Origin of the sequence: Burkholderia sp. Ax-1724 (assembly GCF_011752995.1) — a bacterium.
Lineage (GTDB): Bacteria > Pseudomonadota > Gammaproteobacteria > Burkholderiales > Burkholderiaceae > Paraburkholderia.
Genome location: NZ_VWWL01000016.1, coordinates 152227 through 164000, shown reverse-complemented (window position 1 = coordinate 164000; position 11774 = coordinate 152227). Strand labels below are relative to the sequence as shown.

The following is an 11774-nucleotide window of genomic DNA, read 5'->3' as shown; positions in this document are numbered from 1 at the left end:
ATGGAAGCAGTAACGACATGAATCCGATCGCAGGAGATAACAACGTGGTGGTAAACATCAACCCGACCCGCCTGATGGCCGACCTTAAACATCTGCGCAGTTTCGGCGCGACCGGTCCCGGCGTGGTGCGGCTCTCGCTGTCGCCGGTGGATCTGGCGGCGCGCGCATGGCTCGTCGGCCGGATGACGGAAGCCGGGCTCGAGGCGCGCATCGACGGCGTCGGAACCGTGTTCGGGCGCTCGCGCAACGGCGGCCCCGCGCTGCTGGTCGGCTCGCACACCGACACGCAGCCGACCGGCGGCTGGCTCGACGGCGCGCTGGGCGTGATGTACGGCCTCGAGATCGCCCGCGCGCTCGCGGAGAACGAGGCAACGCGTCATCTCGCGGTGGACGTCGCCTCGTGGATCGACGAAGAGGGCACCTTCTCCGGCCTGCTAGGCAGCCGCAGCTTCGTCGGCGAGGCGGTCGACGAAGCGATTCGCGGCGCGGCGAACCGCCAGGGCGAGCGTCTCGAAGACGTGCTCGCGGCGGCCGGGCTCGCGGGACGGCCGCGCGCGCATTTCGAAGCGGGGCGGCACGTCGCGTATTTCGAGCCGCATATCGAGCAGGGCGGCCGGCTCGAAGCGATCGGCAAATCGATCGGCGTCGTCACGACGATCGTCGGGATGCATGAGTTGCGTTTGCGCTTCACGGGCCAGCGCAATCATGCGGGCACGACGCCGATGGCGATCCGCCGCGACGCGGGCGCGGCGCTCGTGGCGTTCATCGCGCGCATGAACGAGGCATTCGAACAGCTTGCGGATGCCGACACGGTCTGGACCGTGGGCCGCATCGATCTCGACCCGGGCTCGATGAGCGTCGTGCCGGGCGCGGCCGACATGTATCTGCAATTCCGCGACGCGAACCCCGCGCGTCTGCAGGCGATGGAACAGCGGCTCGCCGAACTCGTGCGCGACTTCAACGCGCATCACGCGGTGAGCGTCGAATGGCAGAAGATCGACGAGCCGATCGAGCCCGTCAGCATGGATGCGGCGCTTGCCGGTCATCTGGCGCGCGCCGCCGAAGCGCTCGCGCCAGAGCAATGGCTGCGCATGCCGAGCGGCGCCGCGCACGACGCGCAGGTGATCGCGCGCCGTATGCCCGCCTGCATGATGTTCGTGCCGAGCATCGGCGGCGTGAGCCACGACTTTATCGAAGACACGGCCGAGGAGCATATCGTGCTCGGCTGCCAGGTCGCGGCGACCGCCGCCGCTTCGATGCTGCTGGAAGCGGCCGCCCAGCGCGCCTGAGGGATGGCCGCGCCGACGGTGCGGTGAGTTGCGTCTTGCCGTCGGCGTCGTCAAACGGAGCGCGCCGCGGTTTTCCCCGTTATTTCCATTTCGAGCCGAGCCCGTCGAGTCCGGCGTTCATCAGATCCGCGAGCAGCATCGCGATGCGCAGTTCGCACTCGGCGTCGAGCTTCAGGAACCACGGCTCGGCGAGTGCGGGAATCGCCGAGGCATCGTCGATGTTCACGACCGCCACCGCGCCGCGTTTGCCGCGTTGCTCGGTGAAGTAGATGCTCTCGGGCTTCGTTTCTTCGAGTATCTGCGCGATCAATTCGCCGGCGCGGCCTTCGCGCACGAGCGTGTTGAATGGCTCGTTGGGTATTTGTATGTTGAGAAGCATCCGCATGTCGTCCTCCCGATCGATGCCGAAATGGCATCTTAAGGATAGGTGCTGCATGCGCCGCCGCTGGCGTCCATCGCGGACGATTTATCGCCCGTTATCGCCCGTTGCAGCCGCACGCGGGATGCGTCGGGCTCAGTTGCCGAACAACGAAGCCTGCGTTCCGCGGCTCGCCGTATGGCGCGCGGGTTGAGGCTGCGCGCTGTCTTGCCTGGCCTGTGCCGCTTGCGTGGAGGCGGGCTTCGGCGCCGGCGGCCGTGCCTTCGCTGCGGCATCTGTCATTGCATCTGCTGCCTCATCGGCCGCCGCTTCCAGCGAAGTCTGCCCCGCTTCGAGCGAGAGCAGCAGCATCTTGTTCGCGAGTCCGCCAGCGAAGCCGGTCAGATCGCCCGACGCACCGATCACGCGATGACATGGCGCGACGATCGAAATCGGATTCTTGCCGTTGGCCGCGCCCACCGCGCGCACCGCGTTGACGCTGCCGATCTGCTGGGCGATCTCGGTGTAGCTGCGGGTTTGGCCGAACGGGATCGTCAGCAATGCCTGCCACACTTTCTTCTGGAATTCGGTGCCCTGAAAATCGAGCGGCAGATCGAACGCGTCGCGCGTGCCCGCGAAATACTCGCGCAATTGCCGCTCGGTTTCGACGAGCACCGGGTGTTCGCCCGCTTCGCTCATTTCGCCGAGGCGCACCCGGTTCGGCTTGTCGTTTTCCCACAGAATCGCGGCAAGGCAATCGCCCCTGGCCACGAGCTTCAACTGCCCAACGGGCGAGTCGATCAATTTGTATGTGTAAGTCACTTTGCTTGACTCCTGACGGGGTGAGGCCATTCGGGCCGACCGGCGCGAGAAGGCGCGCCGTTATGGAGCAGTGTGCTCGCCGCGTTGTCCGAAGGCGCTCCAGATGTTGCTATTTCATTCGCATTGCATGGCCGTATTTGATACGACGATCATGTCACTGTACCGCAGACGGCTCGCGACTCAGTAGAATTGATACCTTCGGTACGACGCGCGGCGCTACCCGAATCTCTTCTCCTCGATCGTGATTACGACTCTAGAACAACTGCGGGCCGGGCAACTGGCGGGTACGCGCCAGCTCAAGCTGGCAGGCGGCCTGCGCGAATTTCCGCGCGAGATTTTCGATCTCGCCGATACGCTCGAAGTGCTCGACCTCTCGAACAACGTGCTCTCGACGTTGCCCGACGATCTGCCGCGCCTGCGCAAGTTGCGCATTCTCTTCGCATCCAATAACCCGTTCACCGCATTGCCCGAGGTGCTTGGCGAATGCGCGCAATTGAGCATGATCGGCTTCAAGGCGAATCGCATCCGTACCGTGCCGGGCCGCGCATTGCCGCCGTCATTGCGCTGGCTGATTCTGACCGACAACGAGATCGAGCGCTTGCCCGCCGAGCTTGGCCGCTGTGCGCAATTGCAGAAGCTGATGCTGGCCGGCAACCGCTTGCGCGCCTTGCCCGAGGAACTGGCCGCGTGCTCGCGGCTCGAACTGCTTCGGCTCGCGGCGAATCGCTTCGACGCCTTGCCGCGCTGGCTGTTGCGTCTGCCGCGCCTGGCATGGCTCGCCTATGCGGGCAATCCGTTTGGCATGGCGCTCGAAAATGCGGCGCTGATCGATACGCCGATCCGCGCGATTCGCTGGAACGCGTTGAAGCTCGAACAGCCATTGGGCGAAGGCGCGTCGGGCGTGATTCATCGCGCCTCGCTGTTTGCCGGCCGTGCGGATGCGCCGGAGCGCGAACCGCATGCGGTCGCCGTAAAGCTCTTCAAAGGCGCGGTGACGAGCGACGGGTTGCCCGACTGCGAAATGGCCGCTTGCATTCGCGGCCGCGACCATGCGAACCTGATTCCGGTGCTCGGCAAGGTGGTCGATCATCCGGCGGGCGCGCACGGTCTCGTGATGGAACTGGTCGATCCGTGCTTCGCCAACCTCGCGGGTCCGCCGAGCTTCGAGTCGTGCACGCGCGACGTCTATCGCGACGGCACGCGTTTCGATCTCGCGACCGTGCTCGGCATTGCAAGCGGCATCGCGGACGTCGCGAGTCATCTGCATCGGCGTGGCGTCATGCATGGCGACCTGTACGCGCACAATATCCTGCATGGCGGCGCGGGGCATGCATTGCTCGGCGATTTCGGCGCGGCATCGTTTTATGATGCCGGTGATCGAAGTTCAGGCATGGCCTTGCAGCGGCTCGAAGTGCGGGCCTATGGCTGTCTGCTCGAAGAACTGATCGAGCGGTGCGAAGTGCCCGATACGCCGCCTCGTCGCGCCGCCGTCGCGCAACTCGCGGCGTTGCAGGCGCGCTGCCTGAGCGACGAGATCGACAGCAGGCCGCTCTTCGATGAAATTGCCGCGAGCCTCGCGGCCCTGAAGGACGCACAATGAGCATGCGACGATACCGGCACGGCCGGCGCCACGATAATCCTGCATCGGCACTGAAGGCGCGCGCTACCGCGATACGCCAGGGCCGCAGCGAAGGAGCCACGCGATGACGCCGAACCTGCGCCGCCGCATACTGCTCGCCGGTACGCTGGCCGCAAGCGGACTCGCGGGCCTGCCCGCCCTCTTCGCGAGCGACGCATGCGCTGAAGCGCTGCCCGGCGCGAAGCGCAAGATCGCGCTCGTGCTGAAGTCGATGTCGGACCCGTTCACGGTCTCGATGGTCGATGCCGCACGCAATTATCAGCGGCACTTCGCGTCGCAATTGAGTCTGACCCTGCACGGCACGGCCAAACAGACCGACACGGCCGCGCAGATTCGCATCGTCGAGGACATGATCAAGGCGCAGATGAATGCGATCGTGCTCGCGCCGACCGACTCGAAGGCGCTCGTCGCCGTCGTCGCGCGCGGCATCAAGGCCGGCGTCATCATGATTACGATCGACAATCCGCTCGACGACGCGGCGCAGGCGGCCGCCGGCATTTCCGTGCCGTTCGTCGGGCCGAACAATCGCAACGGCGCGAAGCAGGTGGGCGATTATCTGGCCAGGCACCTGAAGGCCGGCGACGAGGTGGGGATCATCGAGGGCATTTCGGTCAGCACCAATGCGCAGCAGCGCACGGCCGGCAGCCGCGATGCGATGGACGCGGCGAACGTGAAAGTCGTCGCGGTGGAGTCCGGCAACTGGGACTACGCCAAGGGCCGCGACGTGGCCGCGAAAATGCTCGGCGAGCATCCGCAGATTCGCGCGCTGCTGTGCGGCAACGACAGCATGGCGATGGGCGCGGTCGATGCGATTCGCGACGCGGGCCGAAGCGGTAGCGTCTATGTGACCGGCTATAACGCGATCGATGCGATCAAGCCCTTGCTCGCCGATGGCCGCGTGCTTGCCACGATGAACCAGTTCGCCGACCGCCAGGCCGTGTTCGGTATCGACTTCGCGTTGCGGGCGGTCACCGAGCGGCGCAAGCAGCGCGACTTGTCGACGCTGATCGAGACGCCGCTGCAACTCGTGACGTCTCCCAAAGGTTGAAGCACCGCATGCGGGCCCGCTATCCGGGCCGCATTTCTCGCGCACTTTTCGTGACGCTTGATAACGCTTTCTCGAGCGCGGCAATTCAGAAAACAGACTGAAAAAAGTATTGGCGATACTGCTTTGGCGATATCGCATCAAGCCCGTTTGTGTTTTAGCCTGTCGTTTCCGGCGGTTTTGCGTTATCGTGCTGCAGCAAAAATAGCGGCTGCCGGTGTATTTCCCGCGTATAGCGCGGGACGCGCCGCGATTCGATTTATCCATTGCTGCATGGCGATGGATTCGGAAGGATCAGGAACGCCAACCAGCCGGTTGGCAAGCAAAGAGGAGATGTGTCGTATGTCGTTCAAGTTTCATAAGCTGTTGCCGGTTAGCGCCGCGGTCGTGGCATTCGCAAGCATGGTGGGCACCGCGAATGCGGACCAGATCGTCAAGATCGGTCACGTCGGCCCGCTGACGGGCGGCTCCGCCCACCTCGGCAAGGACAACGAAAACGGCGCGCGTCTCGCGATCGAGGAAATCAACGCGAAGGGTCTCACGATCAACGGCCAGAAGGTCACGTTGGTGCTCGACGCACAGGACGACGCCGGCGACCCGCGCCAGGCGACCCAGGTTGCGCAGAAGCTCGTCGACGACAAGGTCGTTGCGGTGGTCGGCCATTTGAACTCAGGCGCGTCGATCCCGGCCTCGAAGATCTATAGCGATGCGGGCATCGTGCAGATTTCGCCTTCGTCGACGAACCCGGCCTACACGCAGCAGGGCTTCAAGACGACCTATCGCGTCGTTGCGACCGATGCGCAGCAGGGCCCCGCGCTTGCGACCTATGCCGCGAAGAACCTGAATGTGAAGAGCGTCGCCGTGGTCGACGATTCGACCGCATACGGTCAAGGTCTCGCGAACGAATTCGAAAAGACCGCGAAGGCACTCGGCCTGAAGGTCGTGTCGCATGATGCGACCAACGACAAGGCCGTCGATTTCCGCGCGATTCTGACCAAGATCAAGGGCGAGAATCCCGACGCGATCATGTACGGCGGCATGGATGCCACCGGCGGTCCGTTCGCGAAGCAGGCGCGCCAACTCGGTCTGCGCGCGAAGATGCTGTCGGGCGACGGCGTCTGCACGGAAAGCCTCGCCGATCTCGCCGGCCCGGCGGCAGGCAACGTGGTGTGCTCGCAGGCCGGTATGGCGGTCGAGCGCATGAACGGCGGCGCGGAATTCGCGGCCAAGTACGTGAAGCGCTTCGGCCATCCGATCGAATTCGACGCACCGTTCACGTACGATGCGGTGTATATCGTCGTCGATGCGATGAAGCGCGCTAACTCGACCGATCCGGCGAAGGTGCTTGCGAAAGTGTCGGGCACCGACTACAAGGGCGTGACCGGCGAAACGACGTTCGACGCGAAGGGTGACCTGCAGCACGGCGTCATCTCGCTGTACGACTACAAGGACGGTAAGAAGACGCTGCTCGACGTCATGAAGATGTAAAAGCGCTTGCCAGGGTAGAAGAGGAAAAGGCCGATGAAGCATAGCTTCATCGGCCTTTTTTAACGGCAATGGCTTCGCTCGAGCGAGGCCATTGCATTGATGGCGGCGCTTACAGCACCCACGGCACCTACGGCACGAGCCACAGCGCCACGGCATAGATCACGAGCGACACGGCGAACGTCACTGCCGTATAGCCCATGACGCGCTGAATGCGGATGCCCGCGATCGCGACGATCGGCACGGCCCAGAACGGTTGCAGCATGTTCGACACGTTCTCGGCCATCGCCACGCCCATTGCGGTACGCGGCACCGATGCGTGCAGGCTGATGGCGGCGGGCAGCACGAACGGACCCTGCACTGCCCAGTGACCGCCGGCGCTCGGCACGAGCAGCGTGATAATCAGCGAACTCAGATAGCTCCACAACGGCAGCGTGGCCGGCGAGGCAATCGTCACGAACGCTTTCGCGATCATCGACGCGAGGCCCGTGCCCTTCATGATGCCCATGATGCCGCCATACATCGGGTATTGCAGCAGCATCGAACCGGTCTGACGCGCCGCGCGGCGGATCGAATTCGCGTAGGCGATCGGCGTGCGCTGCAGCGCGAGCCCGATCAGCAGGAAGATCAGGATCGTGTTGTTGATGTCGAGATCGAAGCCTTCCTTGTGCCACGTCATTGCGAGGTAGCCGATGCCGAGCGCGAGCAGCAGCAGCGTGCCGAGAACCGATCGTTCGAGGCGCGCCGCGAGCGACGAGGCACCGCTCGCGCGAGCATGCGGATCGTCGCTTGGTGCGTCGGCGGCTTCCTCGCCGCTCTGGCGAAACGCGACGACGTTCTCGGCTTTCGGATGCATCCTGATGAAGATCGCGGTCATCACGACCACGACGAGCACGGTCGGAACGAACACGAACGGCGCGAAGATGGTTTCGCCGAGCGGCACCACGTGGCCAGTCGCTTTCTCGACGAGATTCAGCGCGTTGCCGTGCGATGCCTGCGAAAGCGCGATCGAACTCGACAGCCCGCTGTTGCAGATCGACCAGGCCGAATAGCTGCCGGCGACGAGCCACGCGAAATCGACATCGACGCGCCGTGCAATTTCCCGCGACAGCAGCGCGCCGACGATCAGACCGAGCCCCCAGTTGAGCCACGCCGCCACCGCGACGACCGGAAACACGAGCAGCGCGGCGCGCGTCGGCGTATTCGCGTTGGCCGCGAGCGCGCGCAGTCCGCGCTGCACGATGGGGGCTTCCGCAATGGCGTAGCCGGTCGCGAGGATCAGGATCATCTGCAGTGCGAAGCCCAGAATGCCGAATGTTCCGGTGTACCAGGAATCGAGCAGCGTCGGCAGCGTTCCGGTCGGCGCGATCAGCAGCGCGAGCGCGGCGACGAAAAACGTCAGGCAGATGGACAGCACGAACGGGTCGGGCATGACCTGCTCGAAAACGTAAACCAGGCCTTCGACGAGGCTGCGCGACGTGGCGGGCTGGGCGGCAGGGTGGGGGGAAGTGTCTCGCGTCATATGTGTGGCTCTGAATGATGCCCGGTCATTTGCATGACGGAGCGAACAGGGCAGGTGCGCGGCGTGCCGTCAGGACCTCTGCCCTCCTTTTCGATGTTCTTGCAATGAACATCGTTTCGTTAACCGAACGGGCTATTATTCTGCTCACGCGAGATCAATGTCAAGAAAAGCGATGCTCGACGTTGGACGTTTCGATCATAGAGCACCGAGTTTGCAATTCGTCACAATCGCACCTTCGATTGCGCTTGCAGGCGCCGAAGTTAAATGAGAAGGTGCAGCCCCATGAAGACGGGCGAGTTGATCTTTGGCATGACGAAATGAGTCGAGGCCGAACGATTGGAATGCCAGTGCGAGACTGCCGGGCGAAGTCCTGCTGCATGGTGCCGATCCGTTTTCCCTTGACACACTGCGCGAGTCAAGGTGAGCACGCCGAAGGCGTCAGGCCTCGCGTCGCGAACGTTTTTGCGATACGCCCGCTGGGCGCTTGCAATCTCAGCGAACTCAGCGATCTCAACGAACAAGACCAAAGACTATGACGATTGTTTATCGCGGCATGGACCGGCCGACACTCGATGCGGCCTACAACACCACCAAGGCCATTCCTAACTTTCCGGAAGTCCTGGCGGATTTTCAGTCGCGTAGCGCGACGCTGTACGAGCGTGTGCCGGGCCGGCGCGATCTGCGCTACGGCGAGCGCGTTCGCGAGCGTTTCGACTGGCTCCCCTGCGGCGAGGCCGATGCGCCCACCTTCATCTTCATCCACGGCGGCTACTGGCAGAACTGCGTGAAGGAAGACTTCGCGTTTATCGCCGATGGTCCGCTCGCGAGAGGCTTCAATGTCGTGCTGGCCGAATACACGCTGGCGCCCGAAGCCTCGATGACGCAGATCGTCGGCGAGATCGGCCGGCTGCTCGATCATCTGCACGCGGACCCGGATGGGCTCGGCATCGCGGGTTGGCCCGTGTGCCTGAGCGGGCACTCGGCCGGCGGTCATCTGACGGCGCTGCATCGCGCGCACCCGCTCGTCACGCGTGCGCTGCCGATCAGCGCGCTGGTCGATCTCGAACCGATCAGCCTGTCGTGGCTCAACGACAAGCTGCAATTGAGCCCGCACGAAATCGCCGCCTACAGTCCGCTGCATCACATCGGCAAGGGCGTGCCGACCGTCGTCGCGGTGGGCGCGGCGGAATTGCCGGAGCTCGTGCGCCAGTCCGAGGACTACGCGGCGGCGTGCGGCGCCGCCGGCGAGAACGCCGTCTACGTTCCGATGCCGGGGTGTACGCATTTTTCGGTACTCGACGATCTCGCGCGGCCGGGCGGGATGCTGCTGAGCGCGCTTCAGCGGCTGGCTTGAGCGTCAGCGCGCCGGAGCGGGGCCGCCGGCATCGCCTGATCCGCGCGAATCGATTAATATCTTTTCCGACCCAATGGCGCCGGAAAAATATATTGGACGTCTTACCGGCGCTCTTGCACTATTCGTTTCCAGCGCAAGCCGCGCCCCGTGGCGATTCTTACCGCTCGCGGGCCAGCGGAATGCCGGCGCCGCCCACGGCGGGTCCACGGCAGCGCCCCGGCGGGTCCGCGCGCCATTCCAATTCGATAACAGCAATCCCCAAGGACACAGATGCCTCACTATCGCTCACGCACCTCGACGCATGGCCGCAACATGGCCGGCGCCCGCGCTTTGTGGCGCGCCACCGGCATGAAGGACAACGATTTCGGCAAGCCCATCATTGCGGTGGTGAACTCGTTCACCCAGTTCGTGCCGGGCCACGTGCATCTGCGCGACCTGGGCGCGCTGGTCGCGCAGCAGATCGAAGCGGCTGGCGGCGTGGCGAAGGAATTCAACACGATCGCCGTCGACGACGGTATCGCGATGGGCCACGACGGCATGCTCTATTCGCTGCCGTCGCGCGAACTGATCGCGGACTCGGTCGAGTACATGGTCAACGCGCATTGCGCCGACGCGATGGTTTGCATCTCCAATTGCGACAAGATCACCCCGGGCATGCTGATGGCCGCGATGCGCCTGAACATTCCGGTCGTGTTCGTGTCGGGCGGTCCGATGGAAGCGGGCAAGGTCAAGTCGCCGGCCGACGGCCAGGTGATCGCGAAGATCGACCTGATCGACGCGATGATCAAGGCCGCCGATCCGAAGATCAGCGACGCCGAAGTCGCCGAGGTCGAGCGCAGCGCGTGCCCGACCTGCGGTTCGTGCTCGGGCATGTTCACGGCGAATTCGATGAACTGCCTGACCGAAGCGATCGGTCTCGCCTTGCCGGGCAACGGCACGATCGTCGCGACGCACGCATGGCGCAAGGGCCTGTTCGAGCAGGCCGGCCGCCTCGTCGTCGATCTGTGCCGCCGCTACTATCAGGAAGAGGACGCGTCGGTCCTGCCGCGCAATATCGCCACGAAGCAGGCGTTCGAGAACGCGATGACGCTCGACGTCGCGATGGGCGGCTCGACCAACACCGTGCTGCACCTGCTGGCCGCCGCGCAGGAAGCGGGCGTCGATTTCACGATGTCGGATATCGACCGCATCTCGCGCAAGGTGCCGTGCCTGTGCAAGGCGGCGCCCATGACCGACAAGTACCACATCGAGGACGTGCATCGCGCGGGCGGCATCATCGGTATTCTCGGCGAACTCGCGCGCGCGGAACTGCTCGACCTGTCGTGCGGCAACGTGCATAGCGGCACGCTCGGCAACGCGATTGCGAAGTGGGACGTCGCCGGCGGCGCGGGCGAGGAAGCGCAGAAGTTCTTCCGCGCGGCGCCGGGCGGCATTCCGACCACGGTCGCGTTCAGCCAGGATGCGACGTTTGCCTCGCTCGACCTGGACCGCAAGAGCGGCTGTATCCGCAGCAAGGCGGATGCGTATTCGAAGGACGGCGGCCTCGCCGTGCTGTACGGCAACCTTGCGCTGAACGGCTGCATCGTGAAGACCGCTGGTGTCGACGAATCGCAGTGGAAGTTCTCGGGCCGCGCGCGCGTGTTCGAAAGCCAGGACGCAGCCGTCGAGGCAATTCTCGGCGACCAGGTGGTCGCGGGCGACGTCGTCGTGATCCGCTACGAAGGTCCGAAGGGCGGCCCCGGCATGCAGGAGATGCTGTACCCGACGTCGTATCTGAAGTCGAAGGGCCTCGGCAAGACCTGTGCGCTGTTCACCGATGGCCGCTTCTCGGGCGGTTCGTCGGGCCTCGTGATCGGCCATGCGTCGCCGGAAGCGGCCGAAGGCGGCATGATCGGTCTGGTGGAAGACGGCGACAAGATCGAGATCGACATCCCGGAGCGCAAGATGCATCTCGCGGTGTCGGACGAAGAACTCGCACGCCGTCGCGCGGCGATGGAAGCGCGCGGCGACAAGGCGTGGATGCCGGCGAACCGCGAGCGTGTCGTGTCGCAGGCATTGCAGGCGTATGCGGCGCTCGCGACGTCGGCGGATCGCGGCGCGGTGCGCGATATCTCGCAACTGAAGCGCAAGTAAGACGGGCATGGCGCGCTAACGACGCGCTGATGTGGCGATAACGGCTCCGGCGCGATCGAGCGAGCGGAGTCGATAGACAACCGGTATGCGGGGTTCCGCGTACCGGTTTTTTATTGGCCGCGAAGCG

The 11774-nt window shown here is 64.5% G+C and carries 9 protein-coding genes; 6 read left to right on the top strand and 3 right to left on the bottom strand.

Annotation, left to right across the window (positions count from 1 at the left end; genetic code table 11):
- The first annotated feature begins 47 nt into the window (after positions 1-47).
- Complete coding sequence (locus F3J19_RS20000; RefSeq protein WP_167044923.1) at positions 48-1289, top strand: Zn-dependent hydrolase; 1242 nt, start codon at positions 48-50, stop codon at positions 1287-1289.
- A gap of 79 nt (positions 1290-1368) precedes the next feature.
- Here F3J19_RS20000 and F3J19_RS19995 read toward each other — a convergent pair whose 3' ends face one another.
- Both F3J19_RS19995 and F3J19_RS19990 read right to left on the bottom strand, forming a co-directional pair.
- Positions 1369-1674, bottom strand: a complete 306-nt coding sequence (locus tag F3J19_RS19995; protein WP_167044841.1) for a panthothenate synthetase — start codon at positions 1672-1674, stop codon at positions 1369-1371.
- Positions 1675-1803: 129 nt separating this feature from the next.
- Positions 1804-2469, bottom strand: coding sequence for a methylated-DNA--[protein]-cysteine S-methyltransferase (locus F3J19_RS19990; RefSeq protein ID WP_167044838.1), 666 nt, complete (start codon positions 2467-2469; stop codon positions 1804-1806).
- A gap of 241 nt (positions 2470-2710) precedes the next feature.
- Between F3J19_RS19990 and F3J19_RS19985 the strand changes: the two genes are divergently transcribed.
- From F3J19_RS19985 to F3J19_RS19975, 3 genes are all read left to right on the top strand, one after another.
- Positions 2711-4069, top strand: coding sequence for a leucine-rich repeat-containing protein kinase family protein (locus F3J19_RS19985; RefSeq protein ID WP_167044835.1), 1359 nt, complete (start codon positions 2711-2713; stop codon positions 4067-4069).
- A 103-nt stretch (positions 4070-4172) separates the two neighbouring features.
- Positions 4173-5156, top strand: a complete 984-nt coding sequence (locus F3J19_RS19980; RefSeq protein WP_167044832.1) for a substrate-binding domain-containing protein — start codon at positions 4173-4175, stop codon at positions 5154-5156.
- Positions 5157-5495: 339 nt separating this feature from the next.
- Positions 5496-6641: a branched-chain amino acid ABC transporter substrate-binding protein gene (locus F3J19_RS19975; protein ID WP_167044830.1), complete on the top strand. Its 1146-nt coding sequence runs from the start codon at positions 5496-5498 to the stop codon at positions 6639-6641.
- 127 nt (positions 6642-6768) lie between these two features.
- Here the strand turns inward: F3J19_RS19975 and F3J19_RS19970 are convergent, their stop codons facing one another.
- Complete coding sequence (locus F3J19_RS19970) at positions 6769-8160, bottom strand: TIGR00366 family protein (RefSeq protein ID WP_167044828.1); 1392 nt, start codon at positions 8158-8160, stop codon at positions 6769-6771.
- A 532-nt stretch (positions 8161-8692) separates the two neighbouring features.
- Between F3J19_RS19970 and F3J19_RS19965 the strand changes: the two genes are divergently transcribed.
- Together F3J19_RS19965 and ilvD are read left to right on the top strand one after the other, a co-directional pair.
- Positions 8693-9514: an alpha/beta hydrolase gene (locus F3J19_RS19965; protein ID WP_167044825.1), complete on the top strand. Its 822-nt coding sequence runs from the start codon at positions 8693-8695 to the stop codon at positions 9512-9514.
- 270 nt (positions 9515-9784) lie between these two features.
- Positions 9785-11647, top strand: a complete 1863-nt coding sequence (gene ilvD / locus F3J19_RS19960) for a dihydroxy-acid dehydratase (RefSeq protein WP_167044822.1) — start codon at positions 9785-9787, stop codon at positions 11645-11647.
- Positions 11648-11774: the final 127 nt, after the last annotated feature.

Coding starts and splice junctions, on each gene's coding strand:
- ilvD (WP_167044822.1), top strand. CDS start 9,785: ATGCCTCACTATCGCTCACGCACCTCGACGCATGGCCGCAACATGGCC.
- F3J19_RS19995 (WP_167044841.1), bottom strand. CDS start 1,674: ATGCGGATGCTTCTCAACATACAAATACCCAACGAGCCATTCAACACG.
- F3J19_RS19970 (WP_167044828.1), bottom strand. CDS start 8,160: ATGACGCGAGACACTTCCCCCCACCCTGCCGCCCAGCCCGCCACGTCG.
- F3J19_RS19975 (WP_167044830.1), top strand. CDS start 5,496: ATGTCGTTCAAGTTTCATAAGCTGTTGCCGGTTAGCGCCGCGGTCGTG.
- F3J19_RS19965 (WP_167044825.1), top strand. CDS start 8,693: ATGACGATTGTTTATCGCGGCATGGACCGGCCGACACTCGATGCGGCC.
- F3J19_RS19980 (WP_167044832.1), top strand. CDS start 4,173: ATGACGCCGAACCTGCGCCGCCGCATACTGCTCGCCGGTACGCTGGCC.